Genomic DNA, 20,425 nt, shown 5'->3' on the forward strand with positions numbered 1-20,425 from the left:
ATTCTTCCCTGCCCGTTCCTGGTGACCCGATGACTAGCCGCACCGAGGCCGTGAAAGCCTACCTGCTCGACCTGCAAGACCGCATCTGCTCTGCCCTCGAAGCTGAAGACGGCGGCGCCCGCTTCGTCGAGGACGCCTGGGTGCGCGAAGCCGGTGGCGGGGGCCGCACGCGGGTGATCGGCGATGGCAAGGTGATCGAGAAAGGCGGGGTCAACTTTTCCCACGTGTTTGGCGCCGGTCTGCCGCCGTCGGCCAGTGCCCATCGCCCCGAGCTGGCGGGCCGTGGCTTCGAGGCCCTGGGGGTGTCGCTGGTGATCCACCCGCACAACCCGCATGTGCCCACTTCCCACGCCAACGTGCGCTTCTTCATCGCCGAAAAGGAAGGTGAAGAGGCTGTCTGGTGGTTCGGCGGCGGCTTCGACCTGACCCCGTACTACGGCAATGAAGAAGACTGCATTCACTGGCACCGTGTGGCCGAGCAGGCCTGCGCGCCGTTCGGCGCCGACGTGTACCCGCGCTACAAGGCCTGGTGCGACCGCTACTTCCACCTCAAGCACCGTGGCGAGCCACGCGGCATCGGTGGCCTGTTCTTCGATGACCTGAACGAGTGGGACTTCGACACCTGCTTCGCCTTCATCCGCGCCATCGGCGACGCCTACGTCAACGCCTACCTGCCGATCATCCAGCGCCGCAAGGACACCCCCTACACCCCGCAGCAGCGCGAGTTCCAGGAATACCGCCGTGGCCGCTACGTGGAGTTCAACCTGGTCTACGACCGTGGCACCCTGTTCGGCCTGCAGTCCGGTGGCCGCACCGAGTCCATCCTTATGTCGTTGCCGCCGCAGGTGCGCTGGGGCTACGACTGGAAGGCCGCGCCCGGCAGTGAAGAAGCGCGCCTGACCGAGTACTTCCTGCAGGACCGCGACTGGCTCGGCCAGTAAGCCTGTGGATAATCAAGGAGCCGTCATGGACCAGTACGTCGTTTTTGGTAACCCCATCGGCCACAGCAAGTCGCCGCTGATCCATCGCCTGTTCGCCGAACAGACCGGCCAGGACCTGGAATACGCCACCCTGCTGGCGCCGCTGGATGAGTTCAGCGACTGCGCACGCGGCTTCTTCAAGCAAGGCTGCGGTGGCAACGTCACCGTGCCGTTCAAGGAAGAGGCCTTCCGCCTGTGTGACAGCCTGACCCCGCGTGCCCAGCGCGCTGGCGCGGTGAACACGCTGAGCAAGCTGGCCGATGGCAGCCTGCAGGGCGACAACACCGATGGCGCTGGCCTGGTGCGCGACCTGACGGTGAATGCCGGGGTCGAGCTGGCGGGCAAACGCATTCTGATCCTGGGTGCTGGTGGTGCGGTGCGTGGGGTGCTGGAGCCGATCCTGGCGCACAAGCCGCAGTCGCTGGTGATTGCCAACCGTACCGTGGAAAAGGCCGAGCAGCTGGCGCGTGAGTTCGATGAGCTGGGGCCGGTGGTAGCAAGCGGGTTTGCCTGGTTGCAGGAGCCGGTGGATGTGATCATCAATGCCACCTCGGCGAGCCTGGCCGGTGAGTTGCCGCCGATTGCCGACAGCCTGGTCGAGGCGGGGCGCACGGTTTGCTACGACATGATGTATGGCAAGGAGCCTACGCCGTTTTGCCAGTGGGCAGAGAAGCTGGGGGCGGCCAAGGTGCTGGATGGGCTGGGGATGCTGGCTGAGCAGGCGGCTGAGGCTTTCTTTATCTGGCGTGGGGTGCGGCCGGATACGGCGCCAGTGTTGGCTGAGTTGCGCCGGCAGCTGGCTCGGGGCTGAGATTGTTGGGGGCCGCTTTGCGGCCCATCGCAGGCAAGCCAGCTCCCACAGGGATATCACAAGGCCTGAGGCCGGCGCTGTCCCTGTAGGAGCTGGCTTGCCTGCGATGGGCTGCAAAGCAGCCCCAATATCTCAGCCTCACTCCTCAAACCGGATCGGGCACAACTCCACCCCTTCCAGCTTCTGCAATTCCTCGATCACCTGCGGCCTGGCCCGGTGCAGGGTCAGACTCCCCCCCGCCCGCCGCAACCGCCGCGCCTCGCGGTGCAACATATCCACACCCGAGTAATCGATGAAGTTCACCTGCCGCGCATCGATCACCACATGCGGCCCCTGGCAGCGCTGCAAGCGCACCTGCAGGTAATGCGCCGCACCAAAGAAGATCGACCCGCCCACCCGCAGCACGTCCGCCTCCCCTTCACGGCTTTGTTGCACCCGTGGCCGCGAGGTGCGCTTCAGATAGAAGAACAGCGACGCCAGCACTCCGGCATAGATCGCCGTCTGCAGCTCCAGCAACAAGGTCGCTGCCGCCGTCAGCGCCATTACCAGAAACTCCGAGCGGCTGACCCGGAACAGCGCACGAATCCCCCGGTGGTCCACCAACCCCCAGCAGATCAGCAGGATGCTGCCGGCCATGGCCGGAATCGGCAGGTGCGCAATCAGCCCGGCCCCGGCAACGGCGAACACCGCCACCCACAGCGCCGAGAATACCCCGGCCATGGGCGAGCGGGCGCCGGCGTCGTAGCTCAGCCCGGAGCGGGTGAAGGAGCCGGAAGACAGGTAACCGGAGAAAAACGCACCGACGATGTTCGACAGGCCCTGTGCGCGTATTTCCTGGTCTGCGTCGATCAACTGCTCCGAACGTGCCGACAACGAGCGGGCGATCGACAGGCTGGTGACCAGCCCGAGCATGCCCACTGCCACGGTGCTGGGCAGCAGGCGCAGGATCAGTTCCACATCCAGCAAGGGCAGCGGGCTGAAGGGTGGCAGCTGCCCGGTGAATGCCGGCACGCGCGGCACATGGCCAAAGAACCCAGGCAGCAGCCAGGCCAGCAGGCTTACCAAAATCAGGCTTATCAACAGGCTGGGCCAGCGTGGGCGCCAGAGCTTGAAGGCCACGCCGATCACCACTGTGGTCAGGCCCAGAATCAAGGAAGGCAGGTCGACCTCGCCGGCATGGCTGGCCAGGTCCTGCACGGTCTTCAACGCCGTGGCCTGGCTTGGCAGGTCCATGCCCAGCAGGTTGGGCAGCTGGCCCAGGGCAATGACGACAGCGGCGCCCAGGGTGAAGCCGAGCACCACGGAATGGGAGACGAAATTGACCAGTGCGCCGAAGCGCAAAAGCCCCAGCAGCAACTGGAAGATGCCGCCGAGGAAGGTCAGCAGCAGCACCAAGGTGACATAGTCGGCGCTGCCGGCCACGGCCAGCGGGCTGATGCTGGCGTAGAGGACGATGGAGATGGCAGCGGTCGGGCCGCAGATCAGGTGCCAGGACGAGCCCCACAGGCAGGCGATCAGCACTGGCACGATGGCGGCGTACAGCCCGTACTCGGCCGGCAGGCCGGCGATCAGGGCATAGGCGATGGATTGCGGCAGGGCGAGGATTGCACCGCTCAGGCCCACCAGCAGGTCCTGGCGCAGGCTGCGGCCCGATTGGCGGGGGAGCCAGGAGAGGAAGGGCAGCAGGTGAGTGAGGCGATGCATGGGTTATCCACAATCCTGAAATTGCACTGTCCCCTGTGGGAGCGGGTTTACCCGCGAATGCTGCAGTGAATCTACCGTCGCATTCGCGGGTGAACCCGCTCCCACAGGGATAGAGGTTTGCTTGTGAGGTTACAGTTTGGCTTTGACGGCCTCCAGCGCATTGCCATCGGCCTTGGTCGTCACCCCGGCCAACCACCCTTCCAGCAACTCGGGGTGCGCCTTCAGCCAAGCCTTGGCCGCATCATCGAAGCTCATCTTCTTGTCCACAACTTCGGCCATGATGGTGTTTTCCATGTCCAGCGTGAACTTCAGGTTACCCAGCAGCTTGGCCGCATTCGGGCAGGCTTGTGGATAACCCTTGCGGGTCAGGGTATACACCTCGCCCTTGCTGCCAAACCATTTTTCCCCGCCGCTCAGGTAATGCATCTTCAGCTTCACGTTCATCGGGTGCGGGGTCCAGCCGAGGAAGGTGATGAACTGCTGTTTCTTCACCGCCCGGTCGACCTGCGCCAGCATCGCCTGCTCGCTGGACTCCACCAGCTTCCACTGGCCGAGGTTGAATTCATTCTTGTCGATGATTTCCTTCAACGACAGGTTGGCCGGTGCCCCGGAACCGATCCCGTACAGCTTCTTGTCGAACTGGTCGGCGTGTTTCTGCAAGTCGGCAAAATCCTTCACCCCGGCGTTCCACACATAGTCGGGCACTGCCAGGGTGAACTCGGTTCCTTCCAGGTTGCGTGAAAGCTGCTGCACATCGCCATTTGCGATGAACTTCTCATGAAAGCCCTGCTGCGCCGGCATCCAGTTGCCGAGGAAGGCGTCGACGCGGCCATCCTTGAGGCCGCCGTAGATGATCGGCACGGCCAGGCTGTCGATTTTCACCTGGTAACCCAGGCTTTCCAGAAGCAGGCGGGCCAAGGCGTTGGTCGTGGCGATGTCGCTCCAGCCGGGGTCGGCCATCTTCACGGTGGTGCATTGCGCGTCGCTGTCGGCGGCGTGGGCCGTGGCGGTACCCAGGCTCAGGGCCAGGGCGAACACGGCGGCGGAGAACTTGTGCATGGCGGCCTCTCTTCTCAATCCAGGGGGGCGGGCTGTGGATAACGTGCCTTGCGCTCGAGGTCGTCGAGATCGATGTGGTTGCGCATGTACTGTTGGCTGGCGTCCACCAGCGGTTGGTGGTCCCAGCTTTTCAGCTTGCCGATGGCCAGCGCCTCGGCCACCAGGCGGCGGCGCCGCTGGCTGGCAAGAACCTGCTGGCGCAGGCTGGGGATATCCCAACGTTGCTGTGCTTCATCGACAAATGCCTGCAGCAGCGCCTGGTGTTCCGGGCTGCCGGTGAGGTTCTCCCGCTCGTGCGGGTCGCGGCTCAGGTCATAGAGTAGGCATGGGTCGTCTTCGCTGTACACGAACTTGTACGGCCCCCGGCGGATCATCATCAGCGGGCCGACGGTGCCTTCGGCCATGTATTCGCCGATCACTTCGTCATGGCCGCCCTGCCCTTGCAGGTGGCCGACCAGCGAGCGGCCATCCAGGTGCAGGTGGTTATCCACAGCACCTCCGGCCAGCTCGACCAAGGTCGGCAGCAGGTCGCAGGTAGACACCGAGGCGCCGACCCGGGCTGGCGCGAAGCGCTTCGGCGCGTGCACCAGCAGCGGCACCCGCGCCGACATCTCGAACCAGTGCATCTTGTACCAGAGGCCACGCTCGCCAAGCATGTCGCCGTGGTCGCCGGAGAACACGATCAGGGTGTCGTCGGCCAGGTTGCATTCCTCCAGGGTCTGCAGCAGCAGGCCGATGTTGTCATCGATGTAGCTGCAGGCGCCGAAGTAGGCACGGCGGGCGTCACGGATCTTGTCCACAGGCAGCGGCTTGTTCCACAGGTCGTAGACCTTCAGCAGGCGCTGCGAGTGCGGGTCGAGTTCTGCCTGGTCGAATTCGGCGCGGGGCATGGGGATATCCACACCTTCGTAGCGATCCCAATAGCGCCGGGGGATGGTGTAGGGGTCGTGCGGGTGGGTCATCGACACGGTCAGGCAGAACGGTCGGCCATCGTTTTCGCGCACATGGTCGTACAGGTACTGGCGCGCCTTGAACACCACCTCCTCGTCGAAATCCAGCTGGTTGGTGCGCACGCACGGGCCGGCCTGCAGTACCGAGGACATGTTGTGATACCAGCTCGGGCGCACGTCCGGCTCATCCCAGTTCACCGCCCAGCCGTAGTCGGCCGGGTAGATGTCGCTGGTCAGGCGTTCTTCGTAGCCATGCAGTTGGTCCGGGCCGCAGAAGTGCATCTTGCCCGACAGCGCGGTGCGGTAGCCAAGGCGGCGCAGATAGTGGGCGTAGGTCGGCACATCGGCGGGGAAGTCGGCGGCGTTGTCGTAGGCGCCGATGCGACTGGGCAACTGGCCGCTGACCAGGGTGAAGCGCGACGGCGCGCACAACGGGCTGTTGCAGTAGGCCGAGTCGAACACCACCGCCTGTTCGGCAAGGCGGCTCAGGTGCGGCATCTGGATCGGCGAAGAGGCGTAGATCGGCAGCAAGGGCGCGGCCATCTGGTCGGCCATGATGAACAGGATATTCGGGCGCGTCATGGTGGCTTCCATCGTTGAGGGTTATGCGAACCGCTTGCCTATCAAGATGCTACTGTGGATAACATGGGTAAAGCCCATGGCGGGCAATGACTGGGATTAGCCACGCTTATGTTTGACCACCTTGCCGAGCTGTCGCTGGATACCTTGCGCGTGTTCGAGGCCGCCGCACGGTTGCGCGGCTTTACCGCCGCGGCGCTGGAGCTGGGTACCACGCAGCCAGCGGTGAGCCAGCAAGTCAAACGGCTGGAGGCACAGTTGGGCACGCGCCTGTTCGACCGCATTTACCGGGGTATCGAGCTGACCGAGGCTGGCCAGGTGCTGTTCGAACAGGTGCATCAGGGCCTGCAGGCCATGGAGGACGGCATCGCCCAGGCCAGTGGGCGCGGCCAGCGCGAAGTGCTGCAGGTGGCTACCGACTTCGCCTTTGCGGCGTTCTGGCTGATGCCACGGCTGCAGCGTTTTCACGAGGCTTATCCACAGGTGGACGTGAGCCTGGTGACCGGTGAGCGCAGCCAGGGCATGTTGCGACCGGACATCGATGTGGCGGTGCTGTTTGGCGACGGGCGTTTTCACCAGGGCGAGAGCCGCTGGCTGTTCGATGAGGAGGTTTTCCCTGTGTGCAGCCCCCGGCTGATTCATGGCAAACCCTTGTCAGCCGTGGCTTTGCAACGATTGCCCTTGCTGCACTTGAAGGGCGAGCAGGCTAGCCGTTGGTTTGACTGGGCGGGGGTGTTTCGCGGGTTTGGTGTGGCCAGCCCGCCGCCGGCCGGGCAGTTGCGGTTTGATAACTATACGTTGCTGATCCAGGCGGCGATTGCCGGGCAAGGGGTGGCGATTGGCTGGGGGCACCTGGTGGATGGGCTGGTGGAGCAAGGGTTGTTATGCCGGCCGTTGGAGGGGAGTTTGCGCTCGGCGCGCGGGTATTACGCGGTGCTGCCACCACGCAAGCGGCGTGGGGCGTTGATCGAGCGGTTTGTGGATTGGCTGGAGCGCGAGCGCAGCCTGTGACATCCCCGGGGCCGCTTTGCGGCCCATCGCCGGCAAGCCAGCTCCCACAGGTGCTGTACAAGCCTGGAGCATGGCGCCGTCCCTGTGGGAGCTGGCTTGCCGGCGATGGGCTGCACAGCAGCCCCGGCAAATCTAGACCACGAAGTTCAGATGCTCGCCCCGGTGCAAATCCAGCTCCAGCATATCCACCATCCCTGCCGCGACCCTGGCCAGGTGCCGCAACGGCTCGGCCAACCCCGGCTCCAGCGTACCTTCGGTGCTGCGAAAATGCTCCATCCCCAACCCGGCCAGTTCCTGCGGGGCATTGATCAGCGTCCAGTGCAACGCACTGCGCTGTAACCCGTCCACCACCTGGTCCACACACTCCCGCTCCGCCTCGCTGTACTTGCCCGGCTCATCCAGCACATCGAAATCGCCCACCAGCAACAGCCGGCGTATAGTCGTACGCTTCAGCCCCGCCACCAACGCCTCGCTCATGCGGGCTTGCCCGGGCAGATCGCCCGGCGCCAGCGTCGACAACAGGGCAATTACTGCCGATCCGCCTGCCGCGCCCTGCTCCGCCTGGTCGGCATCGCCCAGCCCGCCTATCTTGAAATGCAGGCCGGGGCGCGGCGCGTGGCGGTTGAGGTCGTCGACCACGGCGGTGACTTCGTGCTGGCGCGACAGCAGCTCTACCATCAGGGCGTTGCCCAGGCTGCTTTCAGGTCCGAACAGGACCAGTTTGTACACTGGGGTTTCGGCGTTTTTCACTGCATCACTCCCTTTGCAGGTGGTGATGGTTGGACCGCAATCAGGAGTTATCGTGCAGAGGATCAAGGGTTACCACGCCCACGTTTACTACGACGCAGCGACCATGGAACAGGCCCGTGAACTGTGCGAGGAGGCGGCGCGGCTGTTTCCCGTGACCATGGGGCGCATGCACCAGAAACCGGTGGGGCCGCACCCGGACTGGAGCTGCCAGCTGGCCTTCGAGCCGGAGTTTGTGGGGGTGGTGCTGCCGTGGTTGGCGCTGTATCGGAAGGGGTTGGTGGTGTTCATGCACCCGCTGACCGGGGATGAACTGGCGGACCACCGTGACCATGCGATCTGGATGGGGGCGGTGCGGCCGCTGGATCTGTCGATGTTTGGGGGCTAGATCTTGATGGTCTGTACTGGCCTCATCGCCGGCAAGCCAGCTCCCACAGGGATATCACAGGGCCTGAGGGCGGCGCTGTACCTGTGGGAGCTGGCTTGCCGGCGATGAAGGCGACGCGGTTCAACGGCGGGCGCCGCGCACCCCTTCAGCCAATGCCGAGCACAGGCTCAATACATCGTTGACTGCCTGCTCGGCACTCTTGGCCTGGGCAATCTTGTCGACCAGTGCCGAGCCCACCACCACGCCGTCCGACAGGCGGGCAATGGCCGCAGCCTGCTCCGGCGTACGAATGCCAAAACCAACGCTGATCGGCAGATCGGTATGCCGACGCAGGCGGGCAATGGCTTCGGTCACGTGCTCGGTGGTCGCCGAGCCGGCGCCGGTCACACCGGCCACCGACACGTAGTAGACGAACCCGGAGCTGCGCTCCAGCACGCGCGGCAGGCGCGCGTCGTCTGTGGTCGGGGTCGTCAGGCGGATGAAGTCGATACCCGCAGCCTGGGCCGGGGTCGCCAGTTCGGCGTCGTGCTCTGGCGGCAGGTCGACGATGATCAGGCCATCGACACCCGCTTGCTTGGCTTCGGCCACGAACTTTTCCACGCCAAAGCGGTGGATCGGGTTGTAGTAACCCATCAGTACGATCGGTGTGGCTTGGTTATCCACACGGAATTCGCGAACCATCTGCAGGGTCTTGGCCAGGGTCTGGCCGGCTTCCAGAGCACGCAGGGTGGCCAGCTGGATGGCCACGCCGTCGGCCATCGGGTCGGTGAACGGCATGCCCAGTTCGATCACGTCGGCACCGGCTGCCGGCAGGCCCTTGAGGATCTGCAGCGAGGCGTCATAGCCCGGGTCGCCCGCGGTGACGAAGGTGACCAGTGCCGAGCGGCCTTCGGCCTTCAGCTCGGCGAAGCGTTGTTCAAGACGGCTCATGCCTGTTTCTCCTGGGCGGCCATGTGGTTCATGACGGTTTGCATGTCTTTGTCGCCGCGGCCGGACAGGCACACGACCATCAGGTGGTCCTTGGGCAGCTTCGGTGCGCGCTTGATCGCTTCGGCCAGGGCGTGGGAGCTTTCCAGGGCCGGGATGATGCCTTCCAGGCGGCAGGTGGCGTGGAACGCATCCAGCGCTTCGTCGTCGGTGATGCTGACGTACTCGACACGCTTCACTTCGTGAAGGTAGGCGTGCTCCGGGCCGATGCCCGGGTAGTCCAGGCCGGCGGAAATCGAGTGGGCGTCGGTGATCTGGCCGTCTTCGTCCTGCAGCAGGTAGGTGCGGTTGCCGTGCAGCACGCCCGGTACCCCGCCGTTCAGGCTGGCGGCGTGCTTGTCGGTGTGCACGCCATGGCCACCGGCTTCGACGCCGATGATCTGCACGCTTGGCTCTTCGAGGAACTCATGGAACAGGCCCATGGCGTTGGAGCCGCCACCGACGCAGGCAACCAGGCTGTCTGGCAGGCGGCCTTCCTTCTCTTGCAGCTGGGCGCGGGTTTCCTTGCCGATGATCGACTGGAAGTCGCGGACCATGGCCGGGTACGGGTGCGGGCCGGCCACGGTGCCGATCAGGTAGAAGGTGTCTTCGACGTTGGTGACCCAGTCGCGCAGGGCCTCGTTCATGGCGTCCTTCAGGGTGCCGGTGCCGGCGGTGACCGGGACGATCTCGGCGCCCAGCAGCTTCATGCGGAACACGTTGGCCTGCTGGCGTTCGATGTCGGTGGCGCCCATGTAGATCACGCAAGGCAGGCCGAAGCGGGCAGCGACGGTGGCGGTGGCCACGCCGTGCATGCCGGCGCCGGTTTCGGCGATCAGGCGCTTCTTGCCCATGCGCTTGGCCAGCAGCACCTGGCCAATGCAGTTGTTCACCTTGTGCGCGCCGGTGTGGTTGAGTTCTTCACGCTTGAAGAAGATCTTCGCGCCGCCGCAGTGCTCGGTCAGGCGCTCGGCGAAGTACAGCGGGTTGGGGCGGCCGATGTAGTCGCGCTGGAAGTAGGCCAGCTCTTCGAGGAACTTGGGGTCTGCCTTGGCCGCTTCGTATTCGCGGGCCAGGTCCAGCACCAGTGGCATCAGGGTTTCGGCCACGTAGCGGCCGCCGAACGAGCCGAACAGGCCGTTGGCGTCGGGGCCGGGGCGGTATTGGGACTGGGTCATGGGGCGCTCCAGGGCGTAATGAATGAGTGATGGGCTTTACTCTAACCACGGCAGGCCCGGCTGAAAACCGATAAGATTGCGCAAACTTGTCAGAAAAACTCACAGGTAAAATGGCCCACGACCTCCCTCCCCTCAATGCCCTGCGGGCCTTCGAGGCTACCGCACGGCTCAACAGCGTCAGCCAGGCGGCCGAAGCGCTGCACGTCACCCATGGCGCCGTCAGCCGGCAGATCAAGGTGCTTGAAGAGCACCTGGGCGTCGCGCTGTTCGTGAAGGACGGGCGTGGCATCAAACTCACAGATGCCGGCGTACGCCTGCGCGATGCCAGTAGCGAAGCCTTCGACCGCCTGCGCAGCGTGTGCGCCGAGCTCAGCCACGATGTCAGCGAGGCGCCGTTCGTGCTGGGCTGCTCGGGCAGCCTGCTGGCTCGTTGGTTCATCCCGCGGTTGGGCCGGCTACAGGCGGATTTGCCACAGCTGCGCCTGCACCTGTCGGCCGGTGAAGGCGACCTGGACCCGCGGCGGCCAGGGCTGGATGCGCTGCTGGTGTATGCCGAGCCGCCATGGCCGGCGGACATGCAGGTGCATGTGCTGGCCGAGGAGCGCATCGGGCCGGTGCTCAGCCCGCATTTCGCCGGTTTCGAGCGCTTGCAGGGCGCGCCGGCCAAGGCTTTGCTGGGCGAAGCCTTGCTGCACACCACCTCGCGCCCGCAGGCTTGGCCGACCTGGGCGCTGGAACAGGGGCTGGAGCCGGCGACCCTGCACTATGGCCAGGCTTTCGAGCACCTGTATTACCTGCTGGAAGCTGCGGTGGCCGGGTTGGGTGTGGCGATTGCGCCGCAGCCGCTGGTCGCTGATGACCTGCGGGCGGGCCGTTTGAATGCGCCGTGGGGCTTTTCACCTACCCCTGCAGCATTGGCGCTGTGGGTGCCCAGGCGCGCCGCGGACGGGCGCGCCGAGCAGTTAGCGCAGTGGCTAAGGGCAGAACTGGCGCGACAGGGCGCTTAGTTGCGTTTGCACATCAGGTACGCCGCCAGCAGGCCTAGCGCGCCAATGGCGACGCCGGCGGTGGTGTACGGGTGTTCCTGGGCATAGTCGCGGGTGGCGATGCCGGTCTGGCGGGTGCGGTGTTTCACTTCCTCGTAGGCATCGCTCAACAGGTGGCGCGAATGACGCAGGGCACTCTCGGCGTTGCTGCGGATTGCCTTCACCGATTTCTGGGACTCCTCCGACGCATCATGCTTGAGGTTTTCCAGGCTTTTCAGAAGGCTCTCGATCTCCGCTTCCATGCTTTCCAGGGACGTTCTACGCAGCGAATTGCGGTGCATGTTGACTCTCCTTTGCAGTATGGACTGTAAGGATTGCGACCTTGGGCCCGCAGGAAAGTGCGATCGAACTTTCGCCAATGGTGACCGCTCGCAGGTAAACCAGGCCTGCGCTGCTAGGCTCAATCTCACCATCATCCGAGGAGAGCGCTCATGACCGATCATCACACCTACAAGAAGATCGAACTGGTGGGGTCTTCGACCACCAGCATCGAAGAGGCGATCAACAATGCCCTGGCCGAAGCCGGCAAGAGCATCAAGCACCTGGAGTGGTTCGAAGTGATAGATACCCGTGGCCATATCCGTGACAACAAGGCGGCGCACTTCCAGGTCACGCTGAAGGTCGGCTTCCGTATCGCCAATAGCTGAAACACTGCCGGGCTGGATGAGCCCGGCATGATGGGGTATTTAGGGAGGGGGCGCCTTGGCGCGCGCCCTTTCTGATTTCATCTGCACAAGGAAAGCGAGTGATGAACAAACTGATTCTGGCGCTGGGCCTGATGACCCTGGCCGGTGGTGCGCTGGCGGCGGGCAAGCCGTGCGAGGAGCTCAAGGCAGAGATTGCGGCCAAGCTGGATGCCAAGGGTGTTACCGGCTACAAGCTGGAGATCGTCGGCAAGGGCGACCCGGCCGGCAAGGTGATTGGCAGCTGCGAGGCTGGTACCAAGGAGATTGTGTACCGGCGCGGCTAATGTGCTGGCTTCTTCGCGGGCTCGCCCGCTCCCACAGGGATATCACAGGCCTGAGAGCGACGCTGTACCTGTGGGGGCGGGCAAGCCCGCGAAGAAGATCACGCGGTCTTGAGAGCCTGCGCCATCAGTTCATAGGACCGAATCCGGTCCGCATGCTCATACAAATCACAGGTGAAGATCAGCTCATCCGCCCCGGTCTGCTCCAGCAGCACTTCCACCTTGGCACGCACCTTCTGCGGGCTGCCGATCATCGCCAGGCCGAGGAAGCTGCCCACCGCATCCTGCTCATGGGGTAGCCACAGCCCGTCCATGCTTTCCACCGGCGGCTTCTGCATCAGGCTCTGCCCGCGAATCAGCGCGAGGATGCGCTGGTACACCGACGTGGCCAGGTACTCGGCCTTTTCGTCGGTTTCCGCCACCACCATGGGGATGCCCAGCATCACATACGGCTTGTCCAATGTGGTCGAGGGCTTGAAGTGGTTGCGGTACACGCGGATCGCCTCGTGCATGTAGCGCGGCGCAAAGTGCGAGGCGAAGGCGTAGGGCATGCCGCGCATGCCGGCCAGTTGAGCGCTGAACAGGCTGGAGCCGAGCAGCCACATCGGTACGTCGGTGTCGTGCCCTGGTACGGCGATCACTTTTTGATCATCGGTACGCGGGCCGAGGTAGCGTGACAGTTCCTCGACATCGTCCGGGAAGTCATCCGGGCCGCCGGCTCGGTCGCGGCGCAGGGCGTAGGCGGTCATCTGGTCGGAACCCGGCGCGCGGCCCAACCCCAGGTCGATGCGCCCCGGGTACAGGCTGGCCAGGGTGCCGAACTGCTCGGCGATCACCAGCGGCGCATGGTTGGGCAGCATGACCCCGCCAGAGCCCACGCGAATGCTCGAGGTACCCCCCGCCAGATAGCCGATCAGCACCGAAGTCGCCGAACTGGCGATGCCGTCCATGTTGTGGTGCTCGGCTACCCAGAAGCGGTTGTAGCCAAAGCGCTCGACGTGCTGCGCCAGGTCCAGCGAGTTGCGCAGCGACTGCGCCGGGCCGGCGTCGGCGCGTACTGGCACCAGGTCGAGGGTGGAAATCTTCAGGTCACGCAGCTGCGTCATGGAGCCTCCGCAAAGGTATTTGGCCACAGGCCTTTTCAACTCTGTATGGGCACATTCGACGGATTCAATGCTTGCCGTGCGATTGCTCTGAACTTGCCGTAGGCGGCTGACCTCTGAAGCCATAAGCATGTAACCCGAGACCAGGAGGCATCATGAAAAAGACAGCATCGGCGATCTGGCAAGGTGGCCTGAAGGACGGCAAAGGCCTGCTTTCTACCGAAAGCGGCGCGCTCAAGCAGAACCCCTACGGCTTCAACACCCGTTTCGAGGGCTCGCCCGGGACCAACCCGGAGGAGCTGATCGGGGCGGCGCACGCCGGCTGCTTCTCGATGGCACTGTCGATGATGCTGGGCGAAGCGGGGTTCACCCCGGACAGGATCGACACCGCTGCCGAAGTGACACTCGACAAGCAAGCTGATGGCTTTGCCATTACGTCGGTGCATCTGGTGCTCAGGGCCAAGGTGCCTGGGGCGAGTGAAGCGCAGTTCTTGCAGATCGCCGACAAGGCCAAGGCCGGTTGCCCGGTGTCCAAGGTGCTGAACGCGAAGATCAGCCTGGATGCGGCGCTGGTGGGTTGAAGCAGTGCAATGAGGGCGGTTTGTTGTAGTCTAAACAGCGTCGGCAGCACGCTGCCCTTTCAGGAGCCGTTTCATGATTCGCGTAGCAATCACCGTGTTGGCTTCCCTGGTCGCCACATCTGCGCTGGCGGCGGTCAAGCCGTGCGAGGAGCTCAAAGCCGAGATCGAGGCCAAGATCCAGGCCCAGGGTGTTTCGTCCTATACCCTGGAGATCGTGCCCAACAGCGAGGTCAAGGACCAGAACATGGTCGTCGGGACCTGCGATGGTGGGACCAAGAAGATCATTTATCAGAAGAATGATCGGTAGGTTCAGGATTTTGGGGGCCGCTTTGCGGCCCCATCGCGACACAAGGCCGCTCCTACAGGGATCGCGTATCTCCTGTAGGAGCAATGCAGCCCCAGGTCAAGGAATGCAGAACACCTCGCTGGGCTCGTTCACCACCACCTTGCGGCTGCCGTCATACAGCAGCACCTGCGGTTCCATCACCGGCGCCCGTGCCTCCAGGCGATAGCGTTCACCGGCCTTGAAGTTGTCAAAGCGCACGGTCAGGTAGCAGGTACGGTCCCTGGGCTGGGTCATGAGGCCGCCCCCATATATCTCGTAATCGAAGCGCACTACCAGTTCGTGCTTGCCTGGCGTCACCTGGAAGTAACGGCCATCCTCCAGGCGCTTGCCGTCGAGGCGGTCGGCCATGATTACCCTGCCGGGAGTCATGGTGTACAGGTCGACCCAGGCCTGCTTGGGGTCGACGGGCGGCAAGGGGCTGGCGCAAGCCCCCAGTGCACTGAGGGCGATCAGCATCATGGGCTGGCGCATGGCAAGACTCCCACTTGCGATTCATAGGTTACAAGCATAGCGCCGTTTGTGCGTTTCAGGTGCGCTGGCAGCCTGCAGGCAAGCCCTGGCCAACCAGTTTTTGCTGATGGTCGTAGAGTTTGATCCAGGGGCGGAAACCGATGCTGCCAGCCTGCAGCTGGTAGCGCTGGCCGGCACTGAAATCCTTGAAGGTCAGCTTGACCTGGCAATCCCGCCACAACGGCTCCTCGACCGGGCCGATATTGCTGGGGGTAACCGGAAACTGGTAGCGCACGGTCAGCTCGTGGCTGCCGGGCTGTACTTCGAAGTAACGGCTGTCGGCCCAGTCGCGTTCATCTACCTGCACGGCGTGCAGCGAGGTGTTGTCGTAGGGCGTGAGGTCGATCCAGGCCTGGTTCGGGTCCGGGTCTGGCAAGGTCGAACAGGCGGATATCAGCAACAGTGAGCCGGTGACCAACAGTGCACGCATGGCGAAACTCCCCCTTGGCGAGATAGTCTTGGAGTGAATCGGCCTTGAGCGAGTCAGACAGTCCCGGATGCTTCGACTTATTCTTATGCAGCGCTCAGGCCCTGGGCCACTCGACCTTGTTTTCACCCGTTTGGTTCCCCTGCTGGCGGTGCTCCTGCTGAACGGTTGCAGCAGCGCCGCCTACTATGGGCAGTTGGCCGAGGGCCAGTGGCAACTGCTACGCGCACGGCAGCCGGTGGATCAGGTAGTGGCCAACCCGGCCACTTCAGCGCAATTGCGCGCGCGCCTGGAGCACGCCAAGCAGGCGCGGGCATTTGCCAGCCAGCAGCTGAAGCTGCCGGACAACCGCAGCTACCGGGTGTATGCCGACCTTGGCCGGCCCTACGTGGTATGGAATGTGTTCGCCACCCCCGAGCTGTCGTTGCAGCCAGTGACGCACTGCTTCCCGATCGCAGGGTGTGTGGCCTATCGCGGCTATTACCAGCAAGGCGCGGCGCGTGGGGCGGCGGCGTTGATGCGCCAGGACGGCATGGATGTGTATGTGGGCGGCGTGGAGGCCTATTCGACCCTGGGCTGGTTCGACGACCCGATCCTGTCGTCGATGGTGGGTTGGAGCGACGAGCGCCTGGCCACGCTGATCTTCCATGAGCTGGCCCACCAGCGCTTCTATGTGCAGGACGACACCGAGTTCAACGAGTCGTTTGCGTCATTCGTCGAGCAGGAAGGCACGCGGCAATGGCGCGTGGCGCGGGGCCTGGCTGCCTCTGGCGGGGAGCAGGGGCAGCAGCGTGAGCAATTCGTACGGTTGGTGCTTGCCAGCCGCGAGCGGTTGCAGGCGATTTATGCCGGGCCTCTGGATGATGCGCAGAAGCGGGCGGCCAAGCAGGCGGAGTTCGAGCGGCTTAGGCGGGAATACCGGCAGGTGCGTGATGCCCAGTGGGGTGGTGACAAGCGCTATGACGCCTGGATGTATGGGCCGATGAGCAATGCCAAGTTGCTGCCGTTCGGGCTGTATGACCAATGGGTACCGGCGTTTGCGGCGGTGTTCGGTGAGGTTGACGGGGATTGGCAGCGTTTTTATCACCGGGTCGAGCAATTGGGGCGGTTGCCGATCGATGAGAGGAAGGCAGCCTTACGGCGGTTGATGGTTAGCCGGTGAGATTTTGGGGCCGCCTTGCGGCCCATCGCCGGCAAGCCAGCTCCCACCTCGACCGCATTGACCTCAAGCCATGTGCTACCCCTGTGGGAGCTGGCTTGCCGGCGATGGGCTGCAAAGCAGCCCCAATGGCCATCAAGCCTTAAGAAATGCCTGATGCATCTCGGCCAAGGTAGCAAAGTGGTAGGCCGGCTCTTCCGCCATCAGTTCTTCCAGGCTACCAAACCCGTACCCCACCGCCACCGCCTGCAAGCCATTGCTGCGCGCACCGATCAGGTCATGCTTGCGGTCGCCGATCATCAGCGTCTGCGCCGGGTCCAGCCCTTCCTCATCAAGCAGGTGGCGAATCAGCTCGACCTTGTTGGTGCGTGTGCCATCCAGTTCACTGCCATAGATCACCTTGAAGTGGTGGTCGAAGGCGAAGTGCCGGGCGATTTCACGGGCGAACTTCCACGGCTTGGAGGTGGCGATGTACAGCGTGCGACCCTGGCCGTTGAGTGCTTCGAGCAGCTCCGGCACACCTTCGAACACCAGGTTTTCGTAAAGGCCGGTGACGCTGAAGCGTTCCCGATAGAAGTTCACCGCATCCCAGGCCTTGGCTTCGTCGAAGCTGTAGAACTGCATGAAGGCCTGCAGCAGGGGTGGGCCGATGAAGTGCTCGAGACGGGTGAGGTCCGGCTCGTCGATGCCCAGTTTGGCCAGGGCATACTGGATCGAGCGGGTGATGCCCTGGCGCGGGTCGGTCAGGGTGCCGTCGAGGTCGAAGAGGATGTTTTGCTGGTGCATTTGCGGGTTCCACTTGAGTGCTGCGTGGCCTTCTTCGCGGGTAAACCCGCTCCCACAGGGATATCACAGGGCCTGAGGCCGGCGCCGTACCTGTGGGAGCGGGTTTACCCGCGAATGCGGTCATTCAGGTTGATCGTAGCCTTCGGCCAAGTGCTGGTCCTTGAGCTTCACGTAGTTACTGGCGCTGTAGGCGAAAAATGCGTGTTCTTGGTCGTTCAGCAGTCTGGCCTGCTTCACCGGGCTGCCCATGTACAGGTAGCCACTGACCAGGCGCTTGCCCGGCGGTACCAGGCTGCCGGCGCCGATGATCACTTCGTCCTCGACGATGGCGCCGTCCATGATGGTGCTGCCCATGCCGACCAGGATGCGGTTGCCCAGGGTGCAGCCATGCAGCATGACCTTGTGGCCGATGGTCACTTCGTCACCGATGATCAGCGGGAAGCCGTCCGGGTTGAACGGGCCGGCATGGGTGATGTGCAGCACGCTGCCGTCCTGCACGCTGGTACGCGCGCCAATGCGGATTCGGTGCATGTCGCCGCGTATCACGGTCAACGGCCAGACAGAGCTGTCTTCACCGATTTCCACGTCGCCCAGCACTACCGCCGATCGGTCGACGAAGGCCCTGGGCCCAACTTTCGGAGTGTGTTGCTGGAAGCTTCGGATGGCCATGATAGCGTCTCTCATCTGTGCCGATAGGCAGGCTGCCTGCTGCGGTCGGCGTCGATTGTAATTAAGATGGGGCAGTGTTTCTTCTGCCAAGGTATCCAAACCGTGAGTGCGAACAACCCGCTTCTGCAGTCCTACGATCTGCCGCCCTTCTCGCAAATCCGTGCCGAACACGTATTGCCGGCGATCGAAGCGATCCTGGCCGACAACCGTAAAGCCATTGCCGAGATCCTCGAAAAGCAGGGCAAGAACCCTACCTGGGCTGGCCTGGTGCTGGCCATGGACGAATTGAACGACCGCCTGGGCGCCGCCTGGAGCCCGGTCAGCCACCTCAATGCGGTGTGCAACAGCGCGCAGCTGCGCGAAGCCTACGAGTCGTGCCTGCCAGCGCTGAGCGCCTACTCTACCGAACTGGGCCAGAACCGTGCGCTGTTCGAAGCCTACCAGGCGCTGATCGACAGCCCCGAGGCCGCCGGTTTCGACGTGGCGCAAAAGACTATCCTCGAGCACGCCCTGCGTGACTTCCGCCTGTCGGGTATCGACCTGCCGGCGGATAAACAGCAGCGCTACGCCGAAGTGCAGAGCAAGCTCAGCGAGCTGGGCAGTCGTTTCTCCAACCAGCTGCTCGACGCCACCCAGGCCTGGACCAAGCACATTACCGACGAAGCCGCGCTGGCCGGCCTGACCGACTCGGCCAAGGCGCAGATGGCCGCCGCCGCCCAGGCCAAGGGCCTCGACGGCTGGCTGATCACCCTGGAATTCCCCAGCTACTACGCGGTGATGACCTACGCCAGCGACCGCGCCCTGCGTGAAGAGCTGTACGCCGCCTACTGCACTCGCGCCTCGGACCAGGGCCCGAATGCCGGCCAGTTCGACAACGGCCCGGTGATGCAGGAAATCCTCGGCCTGCGCCAGGAGCTGGCCGAACTACTGGGCTACAAGAACTACGCCGAGCTGAGCCTGGCCACCAAGATGGCCGAGTCCAGCGACCAGGTGCTGAGCTTCCTGCGTGACCTGGCCAAGCGTTCCAAGCCGTTCGCCGCCCAGGATCTGGAGCAGCTCAAGGCCTACGCCGCCGAGCAGGGCTGCACTGAACTGGCCAGCTGGGATGCCGGCTACTTCGGCGAGAAGCTGCGCGAGCAACGTTACAGCGTGTCGCAGGAGGCCCTGCGCGCCTACTTCCCGATCGACAAGGTGCTGGGTGGCCTGTTCAGCATCGTGCAGCGCCTGTACGGCATCGAGATCGCCGAGCTCAAGGGCTTCGACAGCTGGCACCCGGATGTGCGCCTGTTCGAGATCAAGGAAAACGGCCAGCACGTCGGCCGCTTCTTCTTCGACCTCTACGCCCGCGCCAACAAGCGTGGCGGCGCCTGGATGGATGGCGCGCGTGACCGTCGCCGCACAGCCGCTGGCCAGCTGCAGAGCCCGGTGGCTAACCTGGTGTGCAACTTCACCCCGGCCGCGCCTGGCAAGCCGGCGCTGTTGACCCACGATGAAGTCACCACCTTGTTCCACGAGTTCGGCCACGGCCTGCACCACATGCTGACCCGCATCGAGCATGCCGGTGTATCCGGCATCAACGGCGTGGCCTGGGACGCGGTCGAACTGCCGAGCCAGTTCATGGAAAACTGGTGCTGGGAGCCGGAAGGCCTGGCACTGATCTCCGCCCACTACGAAACCGGTGCCCCACTGCCCCAGGACCTGCTGGACAAGATGCTGGCGGCGAAAAACTTCCAGTCGGGCATGATGATGGTGCGCCAGCTGGAGTTCTCGCTGTTCGACTTTGAACTGCATGCCACCCATGGCGACGGCCGCAGCGTGCTGCAGGTGCTCGAAGGCGTACGCGACGAGGTGTCGGTCATGCGCCCACCGGCGTACAACCGCTTCCCCAACAGCTTTGCGCACATCTTCGCTGGTGGTTATGCCGCGGGCTACTACAGCTACAAGTGGGCCGAAGTGCTGTCGGCCGACGCCTTCTCGCGCTTCGAGGAAGAAGGCGTGCTGAATGCCGAAACCGGCCGTGCCTTCCGCGAGGCTATCCTGGCACGCGGTGGTTCGCGCGAGCCGATGGAGCTGTTCGTCGACTTCCGTGGCCGTGAGCCTTCCATCGATGCCTTGCTGCGCCATAGTGGCCTGAGCGAGGACGCTGCAGCATGAGCGAGGTAGCCGTGAACAAGACCAAAAAACGCTTCATTGCCGGGGCGGTATGCCCGGCGTGCAGCGAGACCGACAAGCTGATGATGTGGAACGAAGACGGCGTACCGCACCGCGAGTGCGTGGCCTGCGGCTTTACCGACACCCTCAACGAGCAGGGCTTGTCGGTGCCGAAGGAGCTCGGCACCCGGGTCAACCATCTGGAGCCGAAAGCCGCGCCTGCCAAGGTACAGACGGTGCAGTTCTTCCCCAACCCGAAGCTGAAGAAACCGGCTGAATAAGGCCGTCGTGCCGCCCGGGCTTGTGC

At 64.0% G+C, this 20,425-nt stretch carries 24 protein-coding genes; 12 read left to right on the forward strand and 12 right to left on the reverse strand.

Annotated elements, in window-relative coordinates:
- The first annotated feature begins 29 nt into the window (after positions 1-29).
- Together hemF and aroE are read left to right on the forward strand one after the other, a co-directional pair.
- Positions 30-941 (forward strand): oxygen-dependent coproporphyrinogen oxidase, encoded by a 912-nt coding sequence (gene hemF / locus RYH74_RS02655; RefSeq protein WP_019098072.1) that lies wholly within the window; start codon positions 30-32, stop codon positions 939-941.
- Between the two features lie 25 nt (positions 942-966).
- Positions 967-1,791 (forward strand): shikimate dehydrogenase, encoded by an 825-nt coding sequence (aroE, locus tag RYH74_RS02660; protein ID WP_085616047.1) that lies wholly within the window; start codon positions 967-969, stop codon positions 1,789-1,791.
- Positions 1,792-1,929: 138 nt separating this feature from the next.
- Here aroE and RYH74_RS02665 read toward each other — a convergent pair whose 3' ends face one another.
- The 3 genes from RYH74_RS02665 to betC form a co-directional block, all read right to left on the reverse strand.
- The gene (locus tag RYH74_RS02665; RefSeq protein ID WP_317408924.1) at positions 1,930-3,495 is read right to left on the reverse strand and encodes a SulP family inorganic anion transporter; all 1,566 of its coding nucleotides are present in this window, start codon (positions 3,493-3,495) and stop codon (positions 1,930-1,932) included.
- A 129-nt stretch (positions 3,496-3,624) separates the two neighbouring features.
- Positions 3,625-4,554, reverse strand: a complete 930-nt coding sequence (choX, locus tag RYH74_RS02670) for a choline ABC transporter substrate-binding protein (RefSeq protein WP_075046840.1) — start codon at positions 4,552-4,554, stop codon at positions 3,625-3,627.
- A 14-nt stretch (positions 4,555-4,568) separates the two neighbouring features.
- On the reverse strand, positions 4,569-6,086 hold the full coding sequence (gene betC, locus RYH74_RS02675) for a choline-sulfatase (RefSeq protein WP_075046841.1): 1,518 nt from the start codon (positions 6,084-6,086) through the stop codon (positions 4,569-4,571).
- Positions 6,087-6,194: 108 nt separating this feature from the next.
- Between betC and RYH74_RS02680 the strand changes: the two genes are divergently transcribed.
- A complete protein-coding gene (locus RYH74_RS02680) occupies positions 6,195-7,094 on the forward strand; it encodes a choline sulfate utilization transcriptional regulator (RefSeq protein WP_085664219.1) in 900 nt (299 codons plus the stop codon).
- A gap of 132 nt (positions 7,095-7,226) precedes the next feature.
- On the opposite strand, the gene RYH74_RS02685 is transcribed toward RYH74_RS02680, so the two are convergent.
- Complete coding sequence (locus RYH74_RS02685; RefSeq protein ID WP_317408925.1) at positions 7,227-7,844, reverse strand: NAD(P)-dependent oxidoreductase; 618 nt, start codon at positions 7,842-7,844, stop codon at positions 7,227-7,229.
- A gap of 52 nt (positions 7,845-7,896) precedes the next feature.
- On the opposite strand from RYH74_RS02685, the gene RYH74_RS02690 reads away from it, so the two are divergent.
- The gene (locus RYH74_RS02690) at positions 7,897-8,229 is read left to right on the forward strand and encodes a DOPA 4,5-dioxygenase family protein (RefSeq protein ID WP_084785313.1); all 333 of its coding nucleotides are present in this window, start codon (positions 7,897-7,899) and stop codon (positions 8,227-8,229) included.
- 120 nt (positions 8,230-8,349) lie between these two features.
- Here RYH74_RS02690 and trpA read toward each other — a convergent pair whose 3' ends face one another.
- Together trpA and trpB are read right to left on the reverse strand one after the other, a co-directional pair.
- On the reverse strand, positions 8,350-9,159 hold the full coding sequence (trpA, locus tag RYH74_RS02695; protein WP_015268450.1) for a tryptophan synthase subunit alpha: 810 nt from the start codon (positions 9,157-9,159) through the stop codon (positions 8,350-8,352).
- Positions 9,156-10,373, reverse strand: coding sequence for a tryptophan synthase subunit beta (gene trpB, locus RYH74_RS02700; protein WP_015268451.1), 1,218 nt, complete (start codon positions 10,371-10,373; stop codon positions 9,156-9,158). The genes trpA and trpB overlap by 4 nt, the downstream gene beginning before the upstream one ends.
- A 110-nt stretch (positions 10,374-10,483) precedes the next feature.
- On the opposite strand from trpB, the gene RYH74_RS02705 reads away from it, so the two are divergent.
- Positions 10,484-11,380, forward strand: coding sequence for a LysR family transcriptional regulator (locus RYH74_RS02705; protein ID WP_317408926.1), 897 nt, complete (start codon positions 10,484-10,486; stop codon positions 11,378-11,380).
- On the opposite strand, the gene RYH74_RS02710 is transcribed toward RYH74_RS02705, so the two are convergent.
- Positions 11,377-11,700, reverse strand: a complete 324-nt coding sequence (locus RYH74_RS02710; RefSeq protein WP_003261039.1) for a YqjD family protein — start codon at positions 11,698-11,700, stop codon at positions 11,377-11,379. The two genes, RYH74_RS02705 and RYH74_RS02710, sit on opposite strands and share 4 nt — an antisense overlap.
- Before the next feature lie 150 nt (positions 11,701-11,850).
- Here RYH74_RS02710 and RYH74_RS02715 point away from each other — a divergent pair, with 150 nt between their 5' ends.
- Together RYH74_RS02715 and RYH74_RS02720 are read left to right on the forward strand one after the other, a co-directional pair.
- Positions 11,851-12,066 carry a dodecin gene (locus RYH74_RS02715; protein ID WP_013970282.1) on the forward strand — a complete coding sequence of 72 codons (216 nt, stop codon included), beginning with the start codon at positions 11,851-11,853 and terminating at the stop codon, positions 12,064-12,066.
- A gap of 101 nt (positions 12,067-12,167) precedes the next feature.
- Positions 12,168-12,389, forward strand: coding sequence for a DUF1161 domain-containing protein (locus RYH74_RS02720; RefSeq protein ID WP_075046846.1), 222 nt, complete (start codon positions 12,168-12,170; stop codon positions 12,387-12,389).
- Between the two features lie 98 nt (positions 12,390-12,487).
- Here the strand turns inward: RYH74_RS02720 and RYH74_RS02725 are convergent, their stop codons facing one another.
- On the reverse strand, positions 12,488-13,492 hold the full coding sequence (locus tag RYH74_RS02725; RefSeq protein WP_075046847.1) for an LLM class flavin-dependent oxidoreductase: 1,005 nt from the start codon (positions 13,490-13,492) through the stop codon (positions 12,488-12,490).
- A gap of 152 nt (positions 13,493-13,644) precedes the next feature.
- Between RYH74_RS02725 and RYH74_RS02730 the strand changes: the two genes are divergently transcribed.
- Both RYH74_RS02730 and RYH74_RS02735 read left to right on the forward strand, forming a co-directional pair.
- Complete coding sequence (locus RYH74_RS02730; protein WP_075046848.1) at positions 13,645-14,070, forward strand: OsmC family protein; 426 nt, start codon at positions 13,645-13,647, stop codon at positions 14,068-14,070.
- A 73-nt stretch (positions 14,071-14,143) separates the two neighbouring features.
- Positions 14,144-14,377 carry a DUF1161 domain-containing protein gene (locus RYH74_RS02735; protein WP_003261043.1) on the forward strand — a complete coding sequence of 78 codons (234 nt, stop codon included), beginning with the start codon at positions 14,144-14,146 and terminating at the stop codon, positions 14,375-14,377.
- 96 nt (positions 14,378-14,473) lie between these two features.
- Here the strand turns inward: RYH74_RS02735 and RYH74_RS02740 are convergent, their stop codons facing one another.
- Positions 14,474-14,887 carry a hypothetical protein gene (locus RYH74_RS02740; RefSeq protein WP_013970286.1) on the reverse strand — a complete coding sequence of 138 codons (414 nt, stop codon included), beginning with the start codon at positions 14,885-14,887 and terminating at the stop codon, positions 14,474-14,476.
- Positions 14,888-14,942: 55 nt separating this feature from the next.
- Positions 14,943-15,356, reverse strand: a complete 414-nt coding sequence (locus RYH74_RS02745) for a hypothetical protein (RefSeq protein ID WP_015268455.1) — start codon at positions 15,354-15,356, stop codon at positions 14,943-14,945.
- An 85-nt stretch (positions 15,357-15,441) separates the two neighbouring features.
- Between RYH74_RS02745 and RYH74_RS02750 the strand changes: the two genes are divergently transcribed.
- Entirely contained in the window at positions 15,442-16,515 is a 1,074-nt protein-coding gene (locus RYH74_RS02750; protein WP_317408927.1) for an aminopeptidase, read from the forward strand.
- Between the two features lie 132 nt (positions 16,516-16,647).
- Here RYH74_RS02750 and RYH74_RS02755 read toward each other — a convergent pair whose 3' ends face one another.
- Together RYH74_RS02755 and RYH74_RS02760 are read right to left on the reverse strand one after the other, a co-directional pair.
- Positions 16,648-17,298 (reverse strand): HAD family hydrolase, encoded by a 651-nt coding sequence (locus RYH74_RS02755; protein ID WP_075046850.1) that lies wholly within the window; start codon positions 17,296-17,298, stop codon positions 16,648-16,650.
- 120 nt (positions 17,299-17,418) lie between these two features.
- The gene (locus tag RYH74_RS02760; protein ID WP_003261048.1) at positions 17,419-17,967 is read right to left on the reverse strand and encodes a gamma carbonic anhydrase family protein; all 549 of its coding nucleotides are present in this window, start codon (positions 17,965-17,967) and stop codon (positions 17,419-17,421) included.
- A 66-nt stretch (positions 17,968-18,033) separates the two neighbouring features.
- Here RYH74_RS02760 and prlC point away from each other — a divergent pair, with 66 nt between their 5' ends.
- Both prlC and RYH74_RS02770 read left to right on the forward strand, forming a co-directional pair.
- Positions 18,034-20,121, forward strand: coding sequence for an oligopeptidase A (gene prlC / locus RYH74_RS02765; RefSeq protein ID WP_317408928.1), 2,088 nt, complete (start codon positions 18,034-18,036; stop codon positions 20,119-20,121).
- Entirely contained in the window at positions 20,118-20,399 is a 282-nt protein-coding gene (locus RYH74_RS02770) for a YheV family putative zinc ribbon protein (RefSeq protein WP_013970292.1), read from the forward strand. Before prlC ends, RYH74_RS02770 begins: the two co-directional genes overlap by 4 nt.
- The last annotated feature ends 26 nt before the right edge of the window (positions 20,400-20,425 follow it).

This window comes from Pseudomonas sp. LSJ-87 (assembly GCF_032971465.1).
Classification (GTDB): Bacteria; Pseudomonadota; Gammaproteobacteria; order Pseudomonadales; family Pseudomonadaceae; genus Aquipseudomonas; species Aquipseudomonas putida_Z.

Bases quoted from the DNA above. Each gene is read 5' to 3' on its own strand.
- trpA (WP_015268450.1), bottom strand. From the start codon at position 9,159: ATGAGCCGTCTTGAACAACGCTTCGCCGAGCTGAAGGCCGAAGGCCGC.
- RYH74_RS02755 (WP_075046850.1), bottom strand. From the start codon at position 17,298: ATGCACCAGCAAAACATCCTCTTCGACCTCGACGGCACCCTGACCGAC.
- hemF (WP_019098072.1), top strand. From the start codon at position 30: ATGACTAGCCGCACCGAGGCCGTGAAAGCCTACCTGCTCGACCTGCAA.
- RYH74_RS02745 (WP_015268455.1), bottom strand. From the start codon at position 15,356: ATGCGTGCACTGTTGGTCACCGGCTCACTGTTGCTGATATCCGCCTGT.
- RYH74_RS02750 (WP_317408927.1), top strand. From the start codon at position 15,442: ATGCAGCGCTCAGGCCCTGGGCCACTCGACCTTGTTTTCACCCGTTTG.
- RYH74_RS02725 (WP_075046847.1), bottom strand. From the start codon at position 13,492: ATGACGCAGCTGCGTGACCTGAAGATTTCCACCCTCGACCTGGTGCCA.
- trpB (WP_015268451.1), bottom strand. From the start codon at position 10,373: ATGACCCAGTCCCAATACCGCCCCGGCCCCGACGCCAACGGCCTGTTC.
- RYH74_RS02770 (WP_013970292.1), top strand. From the start codon at position 20,118: ATGAGCGAGGTAGCCGTGAACAAGACCAAAAAACGCTTCATTGCCGGG.
- aroE (WP_085616047.1), top strand. From the start codon at position 967: ATGGACCAGTACGTCGTTTTTGGTAACCCCATCGGCCACAGCAAGTCG.
- RYH74_RS02715 (WP_013970282.1), top strand. From the start codon at position 11,851: ATGACCGATCATCACACCTACAAGAAGATCGAACTGGTGGGGTCTTCG.
- RYH74_RS02735 (WP_003261043.1), top strand. From the start codon at position 14,144: ATGATTCGCGTAGCAATCACCGTGTTGGCTTCCCTGGTCGCCACATCT.
- RYH74_RS02710 (WP_003261039.1), bottom strand. From the start codon at position 11,700: ATGCACCGCAATTCGCTGCGTAGAACGTCCCTGGAAAGCATGGAAGCG.
- RYH74_RS02740 (WP_013970286.1), bottom strand. From the start codon at position 14,887: ATGCGCCAGCCCATGATGCTGATCGCCCTCAGTGCACTGGGGGCTTGC.
- betC (WP_075046841.1), bottom strand. From the start codon at position 6,086: ATGACGCGCCCGAATATCCTGTTCATCATGGCCGACCAGATGGCCGCG.
- RYH74_RS02730 (WP_075046848.1), top strand. From the start codon at position 13,645: ATGAAAAAGACAGCATCGGCGATCTGGCAAGGTGGCCTGAAGGACGGC.
- RYH74_RS02705 (WP_317408926.1), top strand. From the start codon at position 10,484: ATGGCCCACGACCTCCCTCCCCTCAATGCCCTGCGGGCCTTCGAGGCT.
- RYH74_RS02680 (WP_085664219.1), top strand. From the start codon at position 6,195: ATGTTTGACCACCTTGCCGAGCTGTCGCTGGATACCTTGCGCGTGTTC.
- RYH74_RS02760 (WP_003261048.1), bottom strand. From the start codon at position 17,967: ATGGCCATCCGAAGCTTCCAGCAACACACTCCGAAAGTTGGGCCCAGG.
- choX (WP_075046840.1), bottom strand. From the start codon at position 4,554: ATGCACAAGTTCTCCGCCGCCGTGTTCGCCCTGGCCCTGAGCCTGGGT.
- RYH74_RS02720 (WP_075046846.1), top strand. From the start codon at position 12,168: ATGAACAAACTGATTCTGGCGCTGGGCCTGATGACCCTGGCCGGTGGT.
- RYH74_RS02665 (WP_317408924.1), bottom strand. From the start codon at position 3,495: ATGCATCGCCTCACTCACCTGCTGCCCTTCCTCTCCTGGCTCCCCCGC.
- prlC (WP_317408928.1), top strand. From the start codon at position 18,034: ATGGGGCAGTGTTTCTTCTGCCAAGGTATCCAAACCGTGAGTGCGAAC.